Origin of the sequence: Mucilaginibacter straminoryzae (assembly GCF_022953055.1) — a bacterium.
Taxonomy (GTDB): Bacteria; Bacteroidota; Bacteroidia; order Sphingobacteriales; family Sphingobacteriaceae; genus Mucilaginibacter; species Mucilaginibacter straminoryzae.
Map to the genome: position 1 here is coordinate 11,421 of NZ_JALJEJ010000012.1, position 22,922 is coordinate 34,342.

The 22,922-nt window shown below is 43.8% G+C and carries 26 protein-coding genes; 14 read left to right on the top strand and 12 right to left on the bottom strand.

What is annotated here, in order from left to right:
• Positions 1-2: 2 nt before the first annotated feature.
• Complete coding sequence (gene mfd, locus MUY27_RS18605) at positions 3-3,353, bottom strand: transcription-repair coupling factor (RefSeq protein ID WP_245132608.1); 3,351 nt, start codon at positions 3,351-3,353, stop codon at positions 3-5.
• A 174-nt stretch (positions 3,354-3,527) separates the two neighbouring features.
• On the opposite strand from mfd, the gene MUY27_RS18610 reads away from it, so the two are divergent.
• The 4 genes from MUY27_RS18610 to MUY27_RS18625 are packed head-to-tail and all read left to right on the top strand — an operon-like array spanning position 3,528 to position 4,881.
• Positions 3,528-3,980 carry a DUF4199 domain-containing protein gene (locus MUY27_RS18610; RefSeq protein ID WP_245132610.1) on the top strand — a complete coding sequence of 151 codons (453 nt, stop codon included), beginning with the start codon at positions 3,528-3,530 and terminating at the stop codon, positions 3,978-3,980.
• The gene (locus MUY27_RS18615) at positions 3,981-4,277 is read left to right on the top strand and encodes a DUF2752 domain-containing protein (protein ID WP_245132612.1); all 297 of its coding nucleotides are present in this window, start codon (positions 3,981-3,983) and stop codon (positions 4,275-4,277) included. It begins immediately after the preceding gene.
• 13 nt (positions 4,278-4,290) lie between these two features.
• On the top strand, positions 4,291-4,647 hold the full coding sequence (locus tag MUY27_RS18620; protein ID WP_245132614.1) for a TM2 domain-containing protein: 357 nt from the start codon (positions 4,291-4,293) through the stop codon (positions 4,645-4,647).
• 9 nt (positions 4,648-4,656) lie between these two features.
• Positions 4,657-4,881 carry a DUF2905 domain-containing protein gene (locus MUY27_RS18625; protein WP_245132616.1) on the top strand — a complete coding sequence of 75 codons (225 nt, stop codon included), beginning with the start codon at positions 4,657-4,659 and terminating at the stop codon, positions 4,879-4,881.
• Between the two features lie 15 nt (positions 4,882-4,896).
• Here the strand turns inward: MUY27_RS18625 and MUY27_RS18630 are convergent, their stop codons facing one another.
• Complete coding sequence (locus tag MUY27_RS18630; RefSeq protein WP_245132618.1) at positions 4,897-5,793, bottom strand: DNA/RNA non-specific endonuclease; 897 nt, start codon at positions 5,791-5,793, stop codon at positions 4,897-4,899.
• A gap of 110 nt (positions 5,794-5,903) precedes the next feature.
• Between MUY27_RS18630 and MUY27_RS18635 the strand changes: the two genes are divergently transcribed.
• Complete coding sequence (locus tag MUY27_RS18635; RefSeq protein ID WP_245132619.1) at positions 5,904-7,001, top strand: Nif3-like dinuclear metal center hexameric protein; 1,098 nt, start codon at positions 5,904-5,906, stop codon at positions 6,999-7,001.
• Positions 7,001-7,744, top strand: coding sequence for a zinc ribbon domain-containing protein (locus MUY27_RS18640; protein ID WP_245132621.1), 744 nt, complete (start codon positions 7,001-7,003; stop codon positions 7,742-7,744). Before MUY27_RS18635 ends, MUY27_RS18640 begins: the two co-directional genes overlap by 1 nt.
• Before the next feature lie 515 nt (positions 7,745-8,259).
• Here MUY27_RS18640 and rplS read toward each other — a convergent pair.
• The 10 genes from rplS to MUY27_RS18690 all read right to left on the bottom strand — a co-directional run bounded on the left by rplS (position 8,260) and on the right by MUY27_RS18690 (position 15,845).
• Positions 8,260-8,607: a 50S ribosomal protein L19 gene (gene rplS, locus MUY27_RS18645; RefSeq protein WP_245132624.1), complete on the bottom strand. Its 348-nt coding sequence runs from the start codon at positions 8,605-8,607 to the stop codon at positions 8,260-8,262.
• Positions 8,608-8,850: 243 nt separating this feature from the next.
• The gene (gene trmD / locus MUY27_RS18650; protein WP_245132625.1) at positions 8,851-9,528 is read right to left on the bottom strand and encodes a tRNA (guanosine(37)-N1)-methyltransferase TrmD; all 678 of its coding nucleotides are present in this window, start codon (positions 9,526-9,528) and stop codon (positions 8,851-8,853) included.
• 61 nt (positions 9,529-9,589) lie between these two features.
• Positions 9,590-9,790 carry a helix-turn-helix transcriptional regulator gene (locus MUY27_RS18655; RefSeq protein ID WP_245132626.1) on the bottom strand — a complete coding sequence of 67 codons (201 nt, stop codon included), beginning with the start codon at positions 9,788-9,790 and terminating at the stop codon, positions 9,590-9,592.
• Complete coding sequence (locus MUY27_RS18660) at positions 9,787-10,242, bottom strand: hypothetical protein (RefSeq protein WP_245132628.1); 456 nt, start codon at positions 10,240-10,242, stop codon at positions 9,787-9,789. The genes MUY27_RS18655 and MUY27_RS18660 overlap by 4 nt, the downstream gene beginning before the upstream one ends.
• 95 nt (positions 10,243-10,337) lie before the next feature.
• Complete coding sequence (gene rimM, locus MUY27_RS18665; protein ID WP_245132630.1) at positions 10,338-10,865, bottom strand: ribosome maturation factor RimM; 528 nt, start codon at positions 10,863-10,865, stop codon at positions 10,338-10,340.
• Between the two features lie 73 nt (positions 10,866-10,938).
• A complete protein-coding gene (locus tag MUY27_RS18670; protein WP_245132633.1) occupies positions 10,939-11,457 on the bottom strand; it encodes a 30S ribosomal protein S16 in 519 nt (172 codons plus the stop codon).
• 314 nt (positions 11,458-11,771) lie between these two features.
• On the bottom strand, positions 11,772-12,749 hold the full coding sequence (gene pfkA / locus MUY27_RS18675) for a 6-phosphofructokinase (protein WP_245132635.1): 978 nt from the start codon (positions 12,747-12,749) through the stop codon (positions 11,772-11,774).
• A 109-nt stretch (positions 12,750-12,858) separates the two neighbouring features.
• Positions 12,859-14,580: a protein-disulfide reductase DsbD family protein gene (locus tag MUY27_RS18680; protein ID WP_420846911.1), complete on the bottom strand. Its 1,722-nt coding sequence runs from the start codon at positions 14,578-14,580 to the stop codon at positions 12,859-12,861.
• Positions 14,581-14,593: 13 nt separating this feature from the next.
• Positions 14,594-15,040, bottom strand: coding sequence for a protein-disulfide reductase DsbD domain-containing protein (locus MUY27_RS18685; protein ID WP_245132638.1), 447 nt, complete (start codon positions 15,038-15,040; stop codon positions 14,594-14,596).
• 1 nt (position 15,041) lies between these two features.
• On the bottom strand, positions 15,042-15,845 hold the full coding sequence (locus MUY27_RS18690; RefSeq protein WP_338042700.1) for a biotin--[acetyl-CoA-carboxylase] ligase: 804 nt from the start codon (positions 15,843-15,845) through the stop codon (positions 15,042-15,044).
• 15 nt (positions 15,846-15,860) lie between these two features.
• Between MUY27_RS18690 and rsfS the strand changes: the two genes are divergently transcribed.
• The 8 genes from rsfS to MUY27_RS18730 all read left to right on the top strand — a co-directional run bounded on the left by rsfS (position 15,861) and on the right by MUY27_RS18730 (position 22,893).
• Positions 15,861-16,235 carry a ribosome silencing factor gene (rsfS, locus tag MUY27_RS18695; protein WP_245132642.1) on the top strand — a complete coding sequence of 125 codons (375 nt, stop codon included), beginning with the start codon at positions 15,861-15,863 and terminating at the stop codon, positions 16,233-16,235.
• A gap of 61 nt (positions 16,236-16,296) precedes the next feature.
• The gene (ftsH, locus tag MUY27_RS18700; protein WP_245132644.1) at positions 16,297-18,384 is read left to right on the top strand and encodes an ATP-dependent zinc metalloprotease FtsH; all 2,088 of its coding nucleotides are present in this window, start codon (positions 16,297-16,299) and stop codon (positions 18,382-18,384) included.
• A 57-nt stretch (positions 18,385-18,441) separates the two neighbouring features.
• Positions 18,442-19,083, top strand: coding sequence for a LutC/YkgG family protein (locus tag MUY27_RS18705; protein WP_245132647.1), 642 nt, complete (start codon positions 18,442-18,444; stop codon positions 19,081-19,083).
• A gap of 392 nt (positions 19,084-19,475) precedes the next feature.
• Positions 19,476-19,844 (top strand): hypothetical protein, encoded by a 369-nt coding sequence (locus tag MUY27_RS18710; RefSeq protein ID WP_245132649.1) that lies wholly within the window; start codon positions 19,476-19,478, stop codon positions 19,842-19,844.
• 85 nt (positions 19,845-19,929) lie between these two features.
• Positions 19,930-20,598: a hypothetical protein gene (locus MUY27_RS18715; RefSeq protein ID WP_245132651.1), complete on the top strand. Its 669-nt coding sequence runs from the start codon at positions 19,930-19,932 to the stop codon at positions 20,596-20,598.
• 208 nt (positions 20,599-20,806) lie between these two features.
• Positions 20,807-21,475, top strand: a complete 669-nt coding sequence (locus MUY27_RS18720; RefSeq protein ID WP_245132653.1) for a hypothetical protein — start codon at positions 20,807-20,809, stop codon at positions 21,473-21,475.
• Complete coding sequence (locus MUY27_RS18725) at positions 21,447-22,271, top strand: sensor histidine kinase (RefSeq protein WP_245132655.1); 825 nt, start codon at positions 21,447-21,449, stop codon at positions 22,269-22,271. The genes MUY27_RS18720 and MUY27_RS18725 overlap by 29 nt, the downstream gene beginning before the upstream one ends.
• Positions 22,252-22,893 (top strand): response regulator transcription factor, encoded by a 642-nt coding sequence (locus MUY27_RS18730; protein ID WP_245132657.1) that lies wholly within the window; start codon positions 22,252-22,254, stop codon positions 22,891-22,893. The genes MUY27_RS18725 and MUY27_RS18730 overlap by 20 nt, the downstream gene beginning before the upstream one ends.
• Positions 22,894-22,922 lie beyond the last annotated feature (29 nt).

Consider the following 22,922-nt stretch of genomic DNA (forward strand, 5'->3'; position numbering starts at 1 on the left):
AATTAGACCAGGGCCCCGGTCATTTCTGATAAAATATCTAAGGCTTGTTCTATGCTTTGAATACCTTCTATGCCTATGCGTAGCGTGTTTTTCACTTCCTTTAGGTTCACACGGCGTGGATTACGTTGCACGAATTGCAGCACTTGTTTAAAGGCATCTGTTTCAAAGTAAGGCGACTGCTGGTTGCTGATAAAATAGCCCCGCAGTACGTTCTTTTTCAACGATATTTTTTCAAAACCGATAGCCTTGCCCAGCCACTGTAAACGGATGGTATTCAGCAGGTCATTTACTTGCGGGGGAATGGGCCCGAACCGGTCTGAAAGCTGCTTTTCAAAAGCGATCAATTCAGTTTCGTTCTCCAGTTTAGAAATTTCTGTGTACAGGTTGTAACGCTCGGCTACGCTGGTGACATATTCGTCCGGGATCAGGATCTCCAGATCGGTATCAATTTGCGTAAAAGAGATATACGGACGTGGTTTTTCATCCTGAAAAACGTCTTTAAATTCTTCGTCCTTCAGTTCCTGGATGGCTTCGTCCAAAATCTTGTGATACATCTCGAAACCGATCTCTGCGATGAAACCACTCTGCTCGGCACCCAGCAGGTTACCGCTGCCACGGATGTCCAGGTCGCGCATGGCCACGTTGAAACCGCTGCCCAGGTCGCTAAACTCTTCAATTGCGCTCAGGCGTTTGCGGGCTTCGGGTGTAAGCGTAGACAACGGCGGACTAAGCAGATAACAAAATGCCTTTTTATTACTGCGGCCTACCCGTCCGCGCATCTGGTGCAGGTCGCTCAAGCCAAACATATGGGCGTGGTTAATGATGATGGTATTGGCATTCGGAATATCCAGCCCTGCCTCGATGATAGTTGTCGCTACCAGAACATCGTACTCGGCGTCTACAAACTTCATCATCACATCTTCCAGGTCGTCGCCTTCCAATTGCCCGTGTGCAATACCGATGCGTGCTTTTGGTACCAGCTTACGGATGAGGCCGCCAAGCTGCGCAAGGTCTGCTACGCGGTTGTGGATAAAGAAAATCTGGCCGCCGCGGTCAATCTCATATTCAACCGCTTCTTTGATCAGCTTTTCGTTAAACACGTGAAGTTCTGTAACCACCGGCTGACGGTTGGGTGGCGGGGTTGAGATGATAGAAAGGTCGCGCGCGCCCATCAGCGAGAAGTGCAGGGTACGCGGGATGGGCGTAGCTGTCAGCGTCAGCGTATCAACATTCACGCGCATCTGTTTCAGCTTTTCTTTGGTAGATACACCGAACTTCTGCTCTTCATCGATGATCATCAAGCCCAGATCTTTGAATTTCACATCTTTGCTTACCAACCGGTGTGTGCCGATGATGATATCCACTTTGCCTTCCGCTAATTTGCCGAGGGTTTCCTTGATTTGCTTGCTCGATTTAAAACGGTTAACGTAATCGATATTTACGGGGAAGCCTTTAAGCCGATCTGAGAAGGTTTTATAATGTTGCGCCGCTAAAATAGTGGTAGGAACCAGTACAGCCACCTGTTTGCTTTCTGCGGCTGCTTTAAATGCCGCACGGATAGCTACTTCTGTTTTACCGAAACCCACGTCGCCGCAAATGAGGCGGTCCATTGGGTGCGGCGACTCCATGTCTTTTTTAAAGTCTGCCGTAGCCTTCTCCTGGTCGGGAGTATCTTCGTAAATAAAAGAGGCCTCTAGTTCATTCTGTAAGTAGCTATCGGGCGAAAAAGCCGTGCCATGCTGCCGTTTGCGCAGGGCGTACAGCTTGATCAGGTCACGGGCTATGTCTTTAACTTTTTTTTTTGTGGTTTTCTTCAGGCGTTCCCAGGTATCGGTACCCAGCTTGTTCATTTTCGGAACGGTGCCCTCTTTACCGCTGTACTTAGATATCCGGTTAAGCGAGTTGATGTTCACGTACAGCAGGTCGTTATCCGCATAGATCAGGCGGATCATCTCCTGCATCTTACCGTTCACCTCTACCTTTTCCAGCCCGGCGTATTTGCCGATGCCATGGTCGATGTGGGTAACGTAATCGCCCGGCTTTAACTCGCGAAGCTCTTTAAGGGTGATCGCTTGTGTGCGCTGGTAACCTTTGCGTAGCTTATATTTATAATAACGATCGAAGATCTGGTGGTCTGTATAGCAGGCCAGCTTTTGTTCACGGTCTACAAAGCCTTCACGGATGGCAATATTTACCGGTGTAAATTTCACCGTTTTATCCAGGTCTTCAAAAATGGTGTAAAGACGTTCGAGCTGCTTGGTAGAATCTGTAAAGATGCAATTCTCGATCTTGTCGATCTCGTTGTTCTTGATGTTGTGGATCAGCAGCTGGAAATCCTTATTGAAGCTCGGCTGCGGCCGAATATCGAAGTTGATTTGCTGATTAGTTTCGTAAAAGAACTGTTTACCGAATTCGACAGCAGGGAAATCTTGCAGCTGGTCGGCAATCATTTTCTCGTCTGTAAAGGCAAATTTAGGATCGATCCACTCCGGGTTCTGGCTTTTTTCTTCGGCTGGCAAAGCTTTCCACAATTGGGTTGCTTTTTTATAGCCGTCTTTAATAATGTCCAGCATAAACTGTACATCTTTTATCCACACTTGCGTTCCCGGTTCCGCATATTCCAGCAGCGAAATATTATTCTCCGTGAGGAATTTCGACTGCACGTTAGGGACGATAGTAATGCTCTTGATCTGCTCTACAGACAATTGGCTTTCCACCTCGAACGTACGGATAGACTCTATAAAGTCGCCGAAGAATTCGATACGGTAAGGCAGGTCATGCGAGAAGGAGAAAATATCGACAATACCCCCGCGGATAGAGAACTGGCCAGGTTCGTAAACGAAATCAACACGTTCAAAATCGTATTCGATCAAAAACTCGTTAATAAAATCGATGCCCAGCTTACTGCTTACAGCAATCTCGAGGGTGTTCTTTTCCAGCGATTTCCGGTCGATTACCTTTTCAGCTAAGGCTTCCGGGTAGGTAACAATGAGCTTACCATATTCAGAAGTATGATTCAGCTCGTTCAATACCTCGGCGCGGGCCAGCACATTGCTGCTATCGGGCTGGGTAAATTCAAAAGGTTTGCGGTAAGAGGAGGGGAAGATCAGCACTTCCTGGCCTGTCAGGTTTTCCAGGTCTGCCTGGAAATAGCTGGCGTCTTCGCGGTCTGGCAGCACAAAGATCATGTGCTTATGCTGTAAAAACCACAAAGCTATCGCCACCGTGGCATCGCTTGATCCGACGAGCCCCCGCAATTGTACCCTCGGATTTTTGGATGAATTAAGCGCTTTGGCTAATTCCTGTACCCGGTGGTCTTCCTTATATCGTTCTAAAATCTCACGAATATTCAAAACGGTGCAAATATAACCCCCTTACCCCCTAAAGGGGGAAGGTTTTTGTAAATTATTTCTTGATAACCACTTGTACCATTGTTTGTTTTCTAAAAAGAGAAACGGAAGGTTATTAAAAACTCCCCCTTCAGGGGGTTGGGGGGAAAACAAAAGTTTGCTTAAATCCTTTAGAAGATGTATTACGGATACGTTAACCTGATAACCAATTATACCATTATGAAGAACGCACTATCATCCGGACTGATCATCGGCATCCTGAGCCTGGTATGGCTTTTAGTGATGCATTGGTTGGGCTATAACTCTGTTAAAGACAATAACCTGGCCCCATATGAATATTTTTCAGTACTGATCCCGTTGATCGGCCTGTTCCTTGGCTTACGGGCTTACCGCGAAAAAGAACAAGGCGGCAAGATGAGTTTCCTGGAAGGATTGATCCAGGGATTTAAGATTTTATTAGTTGGCGGTGTTATTGCCGGTTTCATCGGTGTGATTTACATCAACTGGTTTTCACCCAGTAACCTTAATTTTTCCGACTTCTCCGGCCGTATTTTCGGCGCACTGCTGGTAGGTATTTTGTTCGATATTGTGGTATCTTTGATACTCATGAACCGATCAACCCACCTGTAATTGAGAAAACTATTCAACCAATATTCAGAGCTTGTTTTCTGGCTGATGGCTATTATTGCTTTGGGCGTTACCAACCCCGGTGATAATGGCCATTTTAGTTTATGCCCTTTAAAACTTGCGGGTTTTACATGGTGCCCTGGTTGTGGTATTGGCCATGCTATTTCCTGGTTGTTGCACGGAAACCTGCACAATTCTTTTAAAGCCCATTGGTTAGGCATGCCAGCTTTAGGTGTAATTTTAGTTAGGATTTGTAACTTATTCGGCTTACATTTCTCTAAATTTAAATCAATCACTTAAAGCAAATTTTAAAATGGAAATTAATCCTTTTACCGCCCTGCCCAACGTAACTTTTGAAGAAGCAAATTTTTTACAGCAGTTAACAGCGGGCCTTTCAGATAGCCAAATCCGTGCTTTTTACAGTATTTATTCTACACGCCGGAGAAGCGCGCAGGATATTCTATTATTCACTCTGTTAGGCTTTATCTTGATTGCCGGGATACAGCGTTTCGCGATAGGGCAAATCGCTATGGGCATTATTTATGTGCTGACCGGCGGTTTTTGCCTGATCGGTACTATTGTAGACCTGATCAATCATAAAAGCCTTGCTAACGAGTATAATCAGAAAATAGCTTACGAAAGCGTTCAGATTGCAAAAATGCAGGCTTAATACTGTTGGATGGATACCGGCACAGGGAAAGTAATCATATTCATAGGGCTGATTATTGTCATAATCGGCCTTATTATTTATTTCTTTAATGACAAGCTGGGCTGGATAGGGCACCTGCCAGGCGATATCCGTATTGAACGAGAAAATTTCCGGTTCTATTTCCCTTTCACCACATTGGTTTTGCTCAACCTGTTGCTGTTTCTTTTGATGAAGATTTGGCGCTGGCTGAATTAAAAGGTACTAACGCTATTAAACAGCAGTGCCCCCATCCATTTCGTCATCATCATCTTTTCGGTAGTAATAGTCCATAAATTTCTTGCTCCATTCCGGCTCTACAGACAATTTGGAATAATTAGGGCGTTGCTTCTTATTTAACTTTACCCTTACGTCCATATCTTCGCCTTTTTGCGCGTTTTCCCTTATTTCGTTTTCTGTTTTTCTCCATGATTCATACGTTCGCTCGCCCTGGTAAGAATTGCCGCGGTTGAAGTTCTTTTGCTGGGCAAAAATATTCGCGGTGTCCTTGCCTGACCCGCCCATCTGATTGCCAAAAATATGTCCCGCATCTGGCTTTTCTCCGGGTTGAAGCGGTGGCTGGTTATAACTGGAGTATCCTTGAATGCTTCCTGATTGATTGGTGTAACCGATAGAAACCTGCTCTGGATAAAAAGCATTTGGGTTTTGAACGTAATTGCGCGTTTGCTGGCTGGTTCCGCTGCCCTGCCCAATATTACCGCGGCCTATAGTAGAACCATAAATGGTGGTGTTTCTAAGCGTACGGACAAAATCCATCCCATGGTTAGCCGGATCATGGCAGTTAGGGTCGTTACAACCGGGCGCATCACAATAGCGCTGTATTACGGTAGACTTCCCTGGCATTGCTTTTAGTTGCGCTGGCGGAGCGCATCCCGGACAATTACATCCTTTGCCGTGTTTTAATTGGATTGCCTGCCTTTGGTTTTGCTGATAAAGGGTTGCTACATTTTGCAGCTGACGTAATTGAGCAACATTGGTGCTGTTATTTGCCAGGTGCTGTACAGAAGTTGCCGATACGGCACCGAAGCTTCTTCCCGCTGTTCTTTCCTGGAGCGGCACACTGCCTGATGAGCCTCTGTCGGAAGATTTATGAAAGGCATGATGATTCATAGTTTAAGGTTTGGTAAAAGATGATAACTTAAAATTAAACACTTTTGTTGGATAAATTATAAGCTGATGGCAGAAATATCTATAGATTAGCTTGTCTCTGAATAGTTAATATGAAAATAAGCGACATTACTTCATTTCTTGAAAGCCTGGCGCCGCTGGCTTACCAGGAAGATTACGACAACTCGGGCCTGATTGTCGGCCAGCCTGATCACGAAGTGCAGCAGACACTGATTTCTCTCGATTGCACAGAGGAGGTAGTGGACGAAGCGATAGCGAAGGGCTGCCAGCTGATCATCTCGCACCACCCCATTGTTTTTAAGGGGCTGAAGAGATTTAACGGCCGTACTTATGTAGAGCGGGTGGTTGAAAAGGCCATCCGGCACAATATTGCGCTATACGCCATCCATACTAACTTAGATAACGTAACCGGCGGAGTAAATAAACGGATATGCGATGTGCTGGGCCTGAAAAACAGTCACATTCTTTCGCCCAAACAAAACCTTTTGAAAAAGCTGGTTACTTACGTACCAACAGCGCAAGCCGAAGTAGTGCGGGGAGCTTTGTTCAAAGCCGGTGCGGGTAACATTGGCAACTACAGCGAATGCAGCTTTAACAGCGAGGGGACCGGCACATTTAAGGGGAATGAGCATAGCGACCCGTTTGTGGGCCTGCCCGGCGAACAACACCACGAGGCCGAAATAAAAATTGAAACGATCTATCCGGCTAACCTGGAAAGCAAAATATTGATGGCTTTGTTCCTGGCGCATCCTTACGAAGAGGTGGCTTATGACCTATATCCGGTTACCAATGCGTATAACCAGGTTGGTTCCGGCATGATCGGTGAACTGGAGATTCCTTTGCCCGAGCAGGAATTTTTACGACACGTAAAGTATAGCTTGAAGGCGCAGGTGATCCGCCATACCGAATTACGTGGAAGACCGATCAGAAAGGTAGCTGTTTGCGGAGGCTCGGGCGGGTTCCTGCTAAAGCAGGCGATTGCTTCAGGCGCGGACATTTTTATAACGGCCGACTATAAGTATCACGAGTTTTTTGATGCCGAAAGAAAGATTGTAATTGCAGACGTGGGACATTTTGAAAGTGAGCAGTTTACGCAGCATTTATTGTATGAAATTATTCGGAAAAAATTTCCTAACTTTGCCGTCCGTTTAACAGAGATTAATACAAACCCTATAAAATATTTTATTTAATGGAACAAACCGTAGAACAAAAGCTGAAAGCTTTATACGAACTACAAACTATCCATACTAAAATAGACAGGATCCGCCAGATCAGAGGTGAGCTGCCTATGGAAGTTGCTGACCTGGAAGATGATGTGGCGCAATTAGAGACCCGGATCAATAAGATCAAAGCAGAGCTTGATGATCTGGAAGATAACATTGTTACCCGCAAAAACCTGATCAAAGAAGCGCAGGCCAATATCAAAAAATATGAAGGCCAGCTTACAGATGTGAAGAACAACCGCGAGTACGAAGCTATTTCTAAGGAAATTGAAATTCAGGGCCTGGATATCCAGGTGAGCGAGAAAAAGATCCGCGAGTTTGAATACGAGATTGGCAATAAAACGCAGGTTTATGACAAAGCCGCTGCCGACCTGGAAAGCCGTAAGAACGACCTTGACGCTAAGAAAGCTGAATTAGGTACCATTACTGCAGAAACCCAGAAAGAGGAAGAGGAATTAACCTCGCAGGCAGAACAGGCTAAAGATCATATCGAGCCTCGTTTATTAACTGCTTACACCCGTCTGCGCCAAAATGCTAAGAACGGTTTAGCCGTGGTTACCATCCAGCGTGATTCTTGCTCTGGCTGTTTCAACCAAATTCCGCCTCAGCGCCAGGCCGACATCCGTCAACGAAAAAAGATCATCGTTTGCGAGCATTGCGGACGTATCCTTGTTGATGAGCAAATAGCTTTAGAGGCTGAAACGGTTTAAGCGATAAAAGCATTATATGAAGAGGGCGCCTCATGAAGGCGCCTTTTTTATTCTCAAATTTTCTTGTCATCACGATCTGTCGATTGGGGGCAGTAAACGAGATTGCCGCGCTACGCTCGCAAAGACAACTCTTTTAGTCTAACTTCTTGTCATCGCGAACTTCGAAGAAGTGTGGCGATCCGTCGATTGGGGGCGGTAAACGAGATTGCTGCGCTACGCTCGCAAAGACAACTCTTTCCTTATGGTATACTTTCACCTTGTCATTGCAATCCGTCGGTAGACGGAGTGGCGATCTGACGACTGGGGGCAATAAAAGAGATTGCGGCGCTATGATCGCCAAGACAAGTTAATCTTGCGCGCGTTTGTAACGCGTGCTAGCAAAATAAAAGCGATTCGATCGCGAATAGCTATCAAGCGCTTGTTTCAAACTAGAACAAGGAAGGAGGATGGCGTTGAGCAAACAAAAAAAGCCCTTCTGCAAAGCAGAAAGGCTTAATATCTTGAAGCAGATAGAATTAAACTCTTTTTGATTTGATACGAGCTGCTTTACCGGTAAGTTCGCGTAAGTAGTATAGCTTAGCACGACGTACTTTACCGTGGCTGTTTACATCAATTTTGTCAATGTTTGGTGAGTTGATCGGGAAAATACGCTCAACACCAACACCGTTAGAAACTTTACGAACGGTAAAGGTTTCAGTAGCGCCAGCGCTGTTGCGTTGGATAACCACACCTTGGTAAACCTGGATACGCTCCTTGTTACCTTCTCTGATTTTATAGTGTACGCTGACAGTATCACCTGATTTAAATGCAGGAAACTGCTTTTTTTCTACTGACTGCTCTTCAACAAATTTTACTAAATCCATGATTTATAGCTCTTAATGCGATTTTTAACCCGTAAAAATCGGATTGCAATAATAGGCATTTTTTGTGGAAATAAAAAGATGTTTTCATTTTTTTCAACAATATTTATTTTATCCACAATGAAGGCGGTTATTAAGTGTATTAGGTTATTACGCTATTGTGGTGTTTCAAGGGTGATATGTTAAGATAGCTTGATTCTTGATAGCAAAACCTGCAACCAATAACTCAATAAACCCAAGAACGAACTACTCACTTAGCAAATCCGGCCTGCGTTGTTTGGTGCGTTCCAAAGATTGCTCGAAACGCCACTTTTCTATTTCCGGTGTGTTGCCGCTCAATAGGATATCCGGCACTTTGTGGCCGTTCCAGTCAGCCGGGCGGGTATATACCGGTGCATCCAGCAGTTCGCCCTGGAAAGAATCTGAAAGGGCAGAGGTTTCGTCGGACAGTACCCCTGGGATCAGCCGTACGATGGCATCTACCAAAACAGCCGCAGGCAGTTCACCGCCGGAAAGGACATAGTCGCCAATGGAGATCTCGCGGGTGACGTATAAATCGCGCACACGCTGGTCTATCCCCTTGTAATGCCCGCAAAGGATAATGATGTTTTCCCTAACCGAAAGCTGATTGGCGATCTGCTGGTTAAACGTTACACCATCCGGCGTCATGAAAATCACTTCATCATAGTTGCGTTCGCTTTTCAGCTTTTCAATACAAGCGGCAAAAGGTTCTATCATCATTACCATACCGCTGCCGCCACCATAGGGGTAATCGTCTACGGTTTTATGCTTGTTGGCAGAATAATCGCGCAGGTTATGCACAACTATTTCGGCGATGCCCTTCTTTTGCGCACGTTGCAAAATGGAATGGGCAAAGGGGCTTTCTAACAAGCCTGGCAGTACGGTAATGATATCGAAACGCATTTTTTATAGAGTCAGGAGACAAGAATCAGGGCAAAGATAGGGATTGAAATTTGGTGTAAGATTAATCCGATTCTTCTAATTCAAATATCTCTTCAACAGGCTTTTTAATTACCCGGGCTATTTTTAAAGCTAGTAGCGTGGAAGGTACGTACCGGTTGCTTTCAATACTATTAATCGTTTGTCGGGATACCCCTACAGCATCGGCTAATTGGCTTTGGGTAATATTCAGGATAGCACGTTGTACACGAAGTGTATTTTTCATGCTACCTCCAATTCATTAGCCATTCGGTTCATTTTATAAACAGACCATCTGAAGGTGATAATAAAGAAGACCAAAAGTGTTAATACGTTGTAAAGGGTGTAAAATAAAAAATCAAAACCGTAGGCAATCCAAATGATAAAAATGAAGATCAGATAATTTAAATAGGTCGCTTTTTTTAGCGATTCCAGCCGGATCTGGGAAATCTGCTCATCCTCTATTTTTTCTTTTGCAAAAGCAATCAGTAATAATCCGGCTACTATAAATGTTAATTGAAGTTCGTTATCAAAACATTCGTCTATGCTTTTTGAAAGCGATTGCTCATACCTGAAATGATGCCAGACTAAAAGTTGGTAACCAGAGTAGCCTGTTAACGCAAAATAGGCTAAGCCGATAGTCAACAGAATGTAACCGGCAATGCGCCAGTTGTGTGGAAATAAGAAGGCAGGTTTCATAATTGTAAAGTTTGATTTACCAAATGTAAAACTTATTTTACATTTGGTAAGTATGCTTTACATTTTTTTATTTAATCAGGTGATACTTATCGCATCTACTCTAAGTATACATCCAGCAACCCTTCCGGAAGGTCTACATACACTTCACCACCTTCTAGGTCTATACCTTTGATGGTCGCTGTATTTAATGGGAAAAGTACGTCGTGGCCTTGGTATTTTACAGTGGCAATGATCTGCTGCGGATATTCGGCAACGTCAATGATCTCGCCCAGCTCGCCCAGTTGTTCGTCAATAGCGATGAAGCCCTCCAAGTCAAACAGGGTAAAGTCGTCCTCGCCCTTCTGCGGTTTAAGCTTATTGGGCAGGTAAACATCCTTCTTTACCAGCTTCGCGGCTTTTTCCACCGTGTCCACTTCTTCAAAGTTGATATAGGCAGTATTCGGCATCGGGTATTTTACCGACTTAACAAAGTACGGAACCAGTTTGCCGGCCACGTCAATAAATACGGCATCAAACTTTATATCGTCCAGTCCGTCAAAATCAACATACAACTGTAGTTCGCCTTTTAAACCCCTGGTTTTAGAGAGGCTGCCAATCCGGAAGGTGTCTTCGCTTTTAATCATCTCAATTGCCTTTAAAAAATAATAGCGAAGAACTTTTTAGGGAACTTCGCTATTAAAAATACTTTAATTAAAGTTATTCTGCAGTTTCTTCTGTTTGTGCAGCCTCTTCAGTAGGCTCAGCTTCTTCTGCCGGAGGCGTATTTTTAGCAGCTATTGCAGCAGCTCTGTCCTCTTTCTTTTTAGCTTCTGCAGCTAAAGCAGCTCTGCGGGCTTCTTCTTTAGCGTTGGTTAAGCTTGATTTTTTACCTGTGATTTTGCCATCTTTCTGCTCAAGCCATGCAGCAAATTTTTGGTCTGCTACTTCTTGGGTAAAAGCGCCTTTAGCTACACCACCTTGTAAGTGTTTGCGGTATAACACGCCTTTGTAAGAAAGAATTGCGCGGCAAGTATCGGTTGGTTGTGCACCGTTGTTAACCCAGTCTAAAGTTTTATCGAAGTTGATATCGATAGTTGCAGGGTTAGTGTTCGGATTGTAAGAGCCTAAACGCTCAATGAAACGACCATCGCGTGGTGCGCGAGAGTCTGCTACCACGATGTAATAAAAAGCTCTGCTTTTTTTACCGTGTCTTTGCAGTCTGATTTTAGTTGCCATTCTTTGTTATGTATTCAACATTCTCCCCGGAGACTATTCTGCGGGGTGGCAAAGATAAGTAATATTTAAAGAACTTGCAAACTGATTAAGAATCAGGAACCAAGAGACAAGAATCAAGAGATAGAAACCCGAAAGTTGTCATTCTGAACAAAGTGAAGAATCTTCTTCCAAGTGATAAGCAGAGGAGATTTCTCGTTACGCTCTTAATGACAGCTTTTTTAAATACGTAAACCTTCCGCCAACATCGCTAAAGCAAAAAACCAAGAGTGCGCCTCTTGGTTCTTGTATCTTGGTTCTTGCTTCTATAGTTAAAACTACAGTGACAAAATATCTACAATCTTCAGTAATGCCGGGTTGATCTCGGTATTGTGCTTGATAGCGCTTTCAAAAGGTGTATAAGAGATCTCGCCGTTAATAACACCGATCATCTCGTTATGGTGCCCTTTCAGCAATGCTTCAACAGCAGCTACACCAACACGGCTGGCCAATACACGGTCCTGGCAGCTTGGCCGACCGCCACGCTGGATGTGTCCGAGTACAGAAACACGTGTATCGTAATTCGGGAAGCGGTCTTTAATCAGTTTGCCAATCTCGAATGCGCCACCGGCTTCCTCACCTTCGGCAACAATTACAATTTTCGAAGATTTGTCTTTACGGCCTTGCTCCAGCTTGTGGTAAAGTGCATTCAAATCGGTTTTGGTCTCCGGGATCAGGATCGCTTCGGCACCGGCAGCGATACCGGTACGCAGTGCAATCAGGCCAGAGTCGCGGCCCATCACTTCAACAATGAACAGGCGGTCGTGCGATTCTGCAGTGTCACGGATCTTGTCCACTGCATCAATAACGGTATTGATCGCGGTATCGTAACCGATGGTGTAGTCGGTTCCTAAAAGGTCGTTATCAATAGTGCCGGGAAGACCAACGATGGGGAAATTATATTCTTTGCCGAAAACTTTGGCACCGGTAAAAGTACCGTCGCCGCCGATAGCCACTAAGGCATCAATGCCGCGTTTTTTCAGGTTTTCGTAAGCCAGTTTGCGGCCTTCAGCAGTTTTAAAGTGTTCGCTGCGGGCAGTTTTTAATATAGTGCCGCCACGTTGAATAATGTTACCGACAGATTTACGGTCCATTGTAAGGAAATCGCCGTTGATCATGCCTTCATAACCACGGCGGATGCCTGTTACCTCTAAATTATAGTATAGCGCCGTTCGTACTACTGCCCGTATGGCAGCGTTCATGCCAGGAGCATCGCCGCCCGAGGTATATACACCAACGTTTTTAATCTGAGCCATAATTCCCAATTTTATTCAAGCTTCTGACTGTCAAATTAGCCAAAGGCTTAATAACTGTTTAATCAATGTGTGTAAAGTACACCCTAAATTTCAGGGTGCGAATTTACACTTATTTTTTGCTATCGCTCAATTTAAAAGCGGCAATTCCGCTATCTAAATATTTCAGGTATTCTGCCACGTTGTAGTTAGCGCCCTGGGGGGGTACCAATACGTCTCCGTTAGAATTAACGATCACATAATAAGGCTGCGAGTTCACGTTGAACTTTGAAGCTTCGTAATCAGAGTTTTTATTACCGATGGAAACAACCTTCTTTCCGCTGAAGGAAGAAACATACTGTTCTGCTGCCGGTAGCGGCGTTTTTTCGTCTACATATAATTCCAGCAGTACAAATTCGTCTCGCAGGCGCTTGTGCACTTCCGTATCAGACCATACCTCTAACTCCATTTTGCGGCAATTAGCACAATTCCAGCCGGTAAAATCTATCAATACAGGTTTATGCAATTCTTTTGAAATCTGCAAAGCCTGCTCATAATCGTACCACTCGTTCAGCCCCTGGTGTTTACCGCGGACGAAAAGGTCTTCATATTTTTTATTCTTGATACTCACATTTTGGGTAGCGGCAGCAGGCGCAGAGCCTCCATCATTATTCAGCACAAAATCCTGCGTGGCCATCGGCGGTAAAAAACCACTTAGCGTTTTGAGCGGGGCGCCCCACATGCCGGGGATCATATATACCACAAAAGCAAATACAATAATGGCAATGAACGTACGGGGCACCGTAAGGTGTTCCAGTTCACTATCGTGCGAAAACTTGATCTTGCCAATGAGGTACAGGCCCAGCATCAGACCGATGGCAATCCAAAGGGCCAGGAAAATTTCACGGTCGAACCAGTTCCAGTGGTAAGCCAGGTCTACATTCGATAGGAATTTCAGCGCAAAAGCCAGCTCTACAAAACCTAAAAATACCTTAACCGTATTCAGCCATCCGCCAGATTTTGGCAGGCTTTTCAGCAACGAAGGGAATAGCGCAAACAAGGTGAATGGCAGGGCCAAGGCAAATGAGAAACCGAACATGCCCAAAGCAGGTGCCAGTCTTTCGCCTTTGGCGGCCGCATCAACCAGCAAGGTGCCGATGATCGGCCCAGTGCATGAGAAGGATACCACGGCTAACGTAGCGGCCATGAAAAATATCCCGGCGAAGCCACCCTTGTCGGCGTTTTGGTCAAGCTTATTGCCTAAAGAGCTGGGTAGTGTAATTTCGAAAGCGCCAAGGAACGATGCCCCGAAAACAACCAGCAGCAGGAAGAAGAAGAGGTTAAATATGCCATTCGTAGCAAGCGAGTTCAGCGCATCCGAGCCGAATAATAAGGTGATGATTAACCCCAGGGCCACATAAATCACGATGATGGATACGCCATATAGCACCGACTGGAAAACTGCCTTGCTGCGGCTGCCTGCCTTCTTGGTAAAGAAGCTGACGGTTAAAGGCAGCATGGGATAGATACAAGGCATAATCAGTGCGGCAAAGCCGCCCAGAAAACCTTCTAAAAAGATCTGCCAAAGTGTTTTAGGTTTTTCTTCCGCTGCCTTTGCTTTTTGCACGGTCGCCTTGGCCGGGGCTGCAGTTACCTGCGCTGCTTTTTTCTTTGCTTCGGCAATACTATCCGCAGGGGTAGTAATCGGTGTAAAATCTACGCCCGAAGTAGAAACGGTGTCGGCAGTTTGAAGTGTTGCCGCAACTGCAGGTTGATGGCCGCAAATAAAAAGCAGTATTACCAATAATACTGCTGTAAATGATTTATGAAAATATCGGTGCTGAACGCTAACCATTTTAAACCCTTCGTTATTTAACAGCTACAGAAAATTGTACGTTATCCGGCGGCAGGCATTGTTTATCGTTACAAACCATAAATTCAAGCTCGCCTTTTACTACCGCGTTTGGCTTTTTCAGTTTCACGCGTTGCTGAAAGATCACCTCATTTTCGAAGTAACTTACATTCATTTTAAACGCATCTTCGAATTTGGTAACCGGTTTTGGTTCGGCGGTTTTACCCACCATGGTGTAATCTTTAGAAGCCGGGAACTTAAAGGAGGTTTTTACCGGGCCGCCGTCTTTCACGTTCTGCGAATACAGGTGCCAGCCCTGATCGATAGTTGCTTTAATAAAAATAACAGCTTCCTGGTTGTTTAGCTTCTTGGCAGCGTATGACCATTTCACCGGGTTTAAAATCTGCGCGTTCACAGCGGTGCAGACCATTACTGCCACTACGGCTAAAAATAATTTTCTCATGTCAGTCAAATAAAAATTCTACTTCTTTTAAATTATATTTTTTAATGATACCATTGGTTTGTATCTCCAGCAAACCCGAATGATCGACTCCCTTGATCACACCACGGTACGTTTCTTCTTCAGACCGGTATCGCCGCTCTTCGTTTAATCCTAACAGACGGTCTAGGTAAGCGATGTTGATTTCATCCGTCTTTCCTGCTTTCAGCTTCAGGTACCAGGCTTCTATATGCCGGCAAATTTCTGATAATACTGCCTTTAAATCATAATCTCTTTGTAAGATTTGTTTAAGCGATACGGCGCGGGGCAGGTTTTCAGGGAATTGGGGCTGGTTTACGTTAAGCCCAATCCCGATTACCGAATTGTTGATGCGCTTGCCCTGAACAGAATTTTCGATCAGGATACCGCCTAACTTCTTCTCGCCGTAGTAAATATCATTCGGCCATTTAATCTGATAACTTAGCCCGGATGTTTGCTTTAGTGCTTTAACAGTGGCAATACTTACAACTTGGGTTAGCTGAAATTGGTCATTTAAGGGTAAAAATAACGGCTTTAGTAAAATGCTGATGGTAAGATTGTTGCCTTTTTCGGCAAACCAACCATTTTTGTATTGTCCTCGCCCGGCGTATTGTTCTTCTGCCATAATGACCGTTCCTTCGGGTAATGGCTCAGAATTTGACAATATCTTTTTAAGATAGTTATTCGTAGAATCAACCTGTTTCAGGGTTACTAAATTTTGTCCAACAAATAATCCTGAAAATATGTTATTTTGCAATGTACAAACGTTATAGAAAACCAAATCGTTCAAAACTAATTCTTTTTGATGGTAAAAAACAAAGCGATAAATGAATCCGCTTACATTTCTGAGTTAGCCATCCACGGTATTCAGGAAAAGAAAGGGAATGAAATAGTAAGATTAGATCTTAAAAATGTCTTCAGCTCAGTATCCGATTATTTTGTGATTTGCCACGCTGATTCCAGCACCCAGGTTAAAGCAATAGCCGATAGCGTAGAAGAAGAGATATATAAAGAGCTGCATCAGCAGCCATGGCGTAAAGAAGGGTTCGAGAACGCCGAATGGATTTTACTGGACTACATTGATGTTGTTGTCCATATATTCAGAACCGATAAACGTGAATTTTATGGTGTAGAGGATTTGTGGGGTGATGCTGAAATAAAGTATTATAAAAGCGCTTAAACCGTACCATCCGCTCCTTTTCCCGCAAATTAATTTAGATTGCATCGTTTGAGCTAAAAACATGAAAGACAATAAAACAGATAAGCCTAAAAATATCCGCCGAATATCTAATAAGAAGATAACGCCTAAACCACCTAAATTTAACATTATGTGGCTTTATGCTGTTATTATTCTGGCATTACTGGTAGTGCCAATGATATTAAACAGCGGTACAGGCAAACAGATCAGCGCGCAGCGTTTCCAATCTGAAATGCTGAAACAGCACGACGTTGATAAAATAGTTGCCTATAAAGACGGCGACCTGGTAGTGGCAGAAGTTTACCTGAAAAAAGAGGCGCTTGGAAAACCGCAGTACAGCGACATCCGCGATCAGCGCTCATTTAACGTAAATAGTGGCCCGCAATACACCTTTACAGATGCTTCTTACGAAAGTATCAAACAAACGATCAGTGCTGCTGAAAAAGACATTCCGGATGCAGAGAAAACGCCTATCCAATTTGTACAGCACGAAAACCTGCTATCGAACTGGTTGGTACAGGGCGTAATTATCATGGTGCTTTTTGCAGGCGTTTGGTTATACATTATGCGCCGCATGAGCGGTGGCTCTGGCGGTGGCCCGGGCGGTCAGATCTTCAGCATCGGTAAATCTAAAGCTACGCTGTTCGATAAAGAATCGCAGGTGAACGTAACTTTCAATGATGTTGCCGGATTAGAAGAAGCCAAACAAGAGGTGATGGAAATCGTTGATTTCCTGAAGAACCCTAAAAAATATACCAACTTGGGTGGTAAAATCCCGAAAGGTGCGTTGCTGGTAGGTTCACCAGGTACTGGTAAAACACTACTGGCTAAAGCCGTTGCCGGTGAGGCGCAGGTGCCATTTTTCTCGCTGTCAGGTTCAGACTTTGTGGAGATGTTCGTGGGCGTTGGTGCATCACGTGTGCGCGACTTGTTCCGCCAGGCAAAAGACAAAGCACCTTGTATCATTTTCATTGACGAGATTGACGCCATCGGCCGTGCCCGTGGCAAGAACAATATTGTCGGCGGTAACGACGAGCGCGAAAATACGCTGAACCAGTTACTGGTAGAGATGGACGGCTTCGGTACGGATTCTGGTATCATCATCATGGCAGCTACTAACCGTCCGGATGTATTAGACTCTGCGCTGCTTCGTCCGGGCCGTTTTGACCGTCAGATCTCTATTGATAAACCAGACTTGGTTGGCCGCGAGCAAATCTTTAAAGTACACTTGAAACCGTTAAAGCTGGCAGGTGATGTGGAAGCTAAAAAGCTTTCTGCACAAACCCCTGGTTTTGCCGGCGCAGAGATTGCCAATGTTTGTAACGAGGCTGCGTTAATTGCGGCCCGTAAAGACAAAGAGGCGATTGATATGCAAGACTTCCAGGATGCGATTGACCGTGTGATTGGTGGTCTGGAGAAAAAGAACAAAATTATCTCTCCCGAAGAGAAACGCATTGTGGCCTACCACGAAGCTGGTCATGCTATTGCAGGCTGGTTCCTGGAACATGCCGATCCGCTGGTGAAGGTATCTATTGTTCCGCGTGGTGTTGCTGCGTTAGGTTATGCACAATATCTGCCGAAAGAACAATTCTTACATACTACGGAACAACTAGTAGACGAGATGACCGTATCTATGGGTGGCCGTGCTGCGGAAGACCTGGTGTTCGGTAAAATTTCAACCGGTGCATTGAGCGACTTAGAGCGCATCACCAAATTGGCTTATGCCATGGTGAAGATCTACGGTATGAACGATAAGGTGGGTAACCTTTCTTTCTATGATCCGCAAGGCGAGTACCAGTTTAACAAGCCTTATTCTGATACCACAGCAGAGTTGATTGACGAAGAAGTGCGTAAAATGATTGACGAGGTTTACCAGCGTACCAAAACCCTTTTGGATGAAAAACGCGAAGGTTTGGAAAAACTGGCTGCGAAGCTTTTAGAGAAAGAAGTATTGTTCCAGTCTGACCTGGAAGAGCTGTTAGGCAAGCGTCCGTTTGATACGCGTACCACTTATGATAAGTTTGTAAATGGCGAAGCGGCATTAAATCCGGAAAAAGATAACAATGCGATACCAGAAGAGGTAACAAATCCAGGCACTGCCCGTATAGAGGAGCAGGGGCCCAATGTCTAATATTTTAGTTATTGGAGAAGCCATGGTGTTCGCGCATCATGGCTTTCTTTTTTTAATATGAATATCCGTAACACCACACCGAAAGAACAACTGCTAAAAAAGATCCGGAAGGCTTTGTTAGAGAAGCGGGATAACCCGTACCCTAACCTGGAGGAGCTGCCGCTATACCCGGAGACGGATGAATTACCCGAAGTGCTGTTTGCAGAGAACCTGCAAAACGTAGCCGGTCAGTTTGTTTTTTGTGAAGACGAGATACAGTTTATCGAGAACTTGTTGACGCTGGCCGAGCAGCGTAAGTGGCATAAAATCTATTGCTGGGAGCCTGCTTTGCAGGAATTGCTTAACCAGTACGAATATCCTTACTACGCCACCGATAAGGATTTTGACCAGGCAGAAGTGGGCTTTACCCTTTGCGAAGCTTTGGTAGCCCGCAATGGCAGCGTATTGGTTTCCAATGCGAATTCAGCCGGTCGCCGCTTAAGTATTTATCCTCCCGTGCATATCGTACTGGCCTATACTTCGCAATTGGTAATGGACGTGAAAGACGCCCTTCAACTAATGAAACAAAAATATGGCGCAGACTTGCCGTCGATGCTTTCTTTTATTACAGGGCCAAGCCGCACGGCAGATATTGAGAAGACGCTGGTACTCGGCGCACATGGGCCGAAAGAGCTATTTGTATTTATGCTTGACGGATAGCTTCATTTAGAGGCGAGAGATGAGAGACAAGAGCCAAGAGTCAGGAATCAAGAGATTAGCGGGTACTGATCGAGTGACGAGCCACCTGAAATAAAGAAAGCGGCGCTTGTTTCGACTACATGCACCGCTTTCGTGGAGTTAGGTTTAGGTTGCGGGATTGAATCCGTATGTTTATTGATTGCCCCTAAATACTGATACTTCATCACATCCCATTTAACACCACTATTGAGACCAATCAAAATTGCATCGATTTGTTGATCTAAATTACGCTGAACTAACGGATTTGCGCTGTAGGTTTTAACCAGATTATTACCGTTAAAACACGGTATTCCTTATCTTTAAGTTGCTTATACTTGTGTACTTTATTCAACTTAAATTATATTGATTACCCTATGTCGAAGAAAATTGACAAAGCCCTTGCCAAGCGCATGATCCAGGGCTACAAAAAACAAAACAATGGCCATAGTACAACTCGTGCCGGTCAGAAATTAAGCGGCTTTTTGGTTGACCGGGCTTCACTCGAAGAGATACTGAAACACCCGGATAATTATGATGGTATCCATTTCTATATTGCTAAGCATCACGAGCATGTTGATAAGAATGACAATGTGATTGCTATGGTTTTTGCCGGTGCAAAGCGTAATCCTAAGTATGCTGGCGCAGATGGTAAAGGTGACCCGGGAGAGCCGCCTTACACCAATGGCGACCCGTATGATCATAGCGATTCATGCCCTGATAACTGCGGAGATTTGCCATACTAAGAGTCACTATTCAAATCTAAGTAACACGACGCTGATTGGCCTGTTAAACTAACGGGCCAATCAGTTAAGGAAATTATATTATTTGATGTTTGAGATATTTAGGAGTTTAAGAGCAGAGTGGCTTGTTTATATGTCCGTGTTGCTAACGACCTCGGTTGTTGCAATGATTCGTTATAGATATCTATCTGTTGCATTTAAGTCTACCGCGATTTTAATGCCCTTAACTTTTATAAATGAAACAGTTGCGAAAATATTGGCCAGAACAGTTCATAATAATCTAATCTGTAGCCATGTACTAACACCTTTTGAATTTACTTGCATTTCTCTTACTTATTATCATTTTCTTAAAAACGTTACAACAAAAAAAGCTATTGGACTTTTCATTCCTATATTTTGTGTTTTTGATATTATAAATGCTATCTGGATACAAAGAGGGCAATTTGCAAGTAATAGTATATTAACGGAGCTTATTTTTTTTGTGGTATATGCTATGTTGAGTTATAAACAATTAATTCTTTCTGATGAAGAAAGAAGTTTGGCCATGCAGCCTATTTTTTGGCTTTCTACTGCTTGGCTACTTTTTGGCTCTACCATTTTTCTAAAATGGGCTTTGCAAAACTATGTCGTTGCTCACCACATTAAGCAGGATATTCTTCACCATTTGTTAACATACATGAACATCCTGCTGTATTTATTGATCCTTGTAGCGTTAGTTATTGATAAAGATGAAAAGAAGAGATTTAAATATAGATGAAATCTTTCAAGCTCTCTTCCTTTTCCATAAACATTAGCTTACTGGTTTTTTGTGTAAAGCAGCAAAATCAAGACCTAACGACATAGGGAAATCAATATTAATTAAAGTGCGGGAAGGGCGTTATTAGAAGCACAATTTTAGGTGTGCTGATTAAGCATTATTAGACTGGTCTCGAGATCAAGATGATATTAATTAGTCGTCTTTTTATATGATGCAAGAATTAAAAAGGTTAGAAGCTGATTATATAGTTTATATGCTGTTACTGCTGTTTACAGCGATTATCAGTATGATACGATACAAGCGTTTAACCCCGGCTTTTAAGGTAACAGCCATATTAATGCCAATAACTTTTGTCGATGAGACGGTTGCAAAAGTACTTGCCCGTACAGTTCATAATAACCTGATTTGTAGTCACATATTGAGGTTATTCGAATTTACGCTGGTATCGCTAACATATTATCATTTTCTTGAGGACGAAAGGATAAAAAAAGTTATACGGGTACTTATTCCAGTTTACTGTTTTTTTGTGATTTTAAACGCCGTTTATATTCAACGGGGCAAATTTGCAAGCAATTCGATTTTAATAGGACTGATCGCTTTCATCGTTTACGCAATACTAAGCTACAAGCAACTAATTTTGACTTCTGAAGAAAAGAGCTTGACTATGCAACCTATTTTTTGGAACTCAACTGCTTGGTTACTATTTGGCTCCACTGTTTTTCTTAAATTCGGTCTGCAAAACTACTTTGTCGCGCATCATATCAATCAAGATATTTTGTATGACCTATTAACCTACATGAACATCCTGTTGTATTCACTGATTTTGGTTGCGATATTGATTGATAAAAATGAGAAAAGAAGGTTTGGATATCAATAATGATATCATAACGGTAGTATTTATTGCGTGTCTCTTCTTTGCTTTAATTGTAAGCTTCCTTATTTTTTTCGTAGTGCTGTATAATCGACGCCAGGCCCGTAACCGGCGCGAGAAAGCAGATCTGCAGTCGCATTACAAACAGGAGTTGTTAAAAACCCAGATAGAAGTGCAGGACCAGACGCTGAGCTACATCAGCCGCGAAATACACGATAACATCACGCAGGTACTTTCATTCGTCAAGCTTTCATTAGGTGTTAAAACTGCTGACCCCGAGCAAAACCGGGCAAAGATCAACGAGAGCCGCGAGTTGCTGGCACAAGCCATTAATGATCTGCGCGACCTTTCTAAAAGCCTCAGTTTCGACTCGATCAAGGCGATGGGGTTAACGAATACACTCGAGCGCGAGATCAAACGCATTAATAACAGCGGGCTGATCACCGTCACGCTCCAGGTAGATGGTGAGGCATATACATTAGGCGAAAAACGTGAGTTGGTGATCTTCCGGATTTTCCAGGAATCTGTTAACAACGCGCTGAAACACGCCAACGCCAAACAGATGAAAGTGGAGTTGCTATATTCCGAAAAAGTGTTTAATTTAACCATTTCTGATAATGGCGAGGGGTTTGATACCCGGATATTGAATGATTTTGAAGGCTCTGGCTTAAACAATATGTTAAACCGGGCTAAATTGATTGGTGCAAAAGCCAATATAGAAAGTGCAGTAGGTAAAGGTTGCCGTATCAGTTTAACCCTTGATGAAGTAATACAGCAAATTTATGCTGACGGAACCTATTGATATTGTACTGGTAGATGATCACCGCTTGTTCAGAAGCGGCATAGCCTCGTTGATTAACCAGGTGCCGGGCTACCGGGTACTGTTTGAAGCTTCCAACGGGCAGGAACTTATCAACAAATTAACCCCTAAAGTTAAGCCGCAAATCATCCTGCTGGATATTAATATGCCAGAAATGGATGGATTTTTAACCACCCAGTGGCTGAGGAAAAATTACCCGGACATCAAGATCATCATCCTTTCTATGTTCCAGGATGCGGAAAAAGTACTTGGCATGGTAAAACTTGGCGTGAACGGCTACTTATTAAAAGACGCCGAGCCGGAAGAATTTGAAACCGCATTAAAGCGCGTTACCGAAAACGAGTTTTATTACCCCGCCTTCGTCACCAAACACCTGCTCAGCAACTTTAATAAACCGGCAGAGAACGTAAAGTTGAATAGCCGCGAGATAGAATTTCTGAAACTGGTAGGTACCGAATTAACCTACAAGGAAATTGCAGATAAAATGTGTATCAGCGCACGTACTGTAGACGGCTACCGCGATCAGCTTTTCGAAAAGCTGAATATCAAGAGCAGGGTAGGGCTGGTACTTTACGCCATTAAAAATAATTTGATAGAGTTGTAAATTGCTAATTAAATTAGCAATTTTGCTTT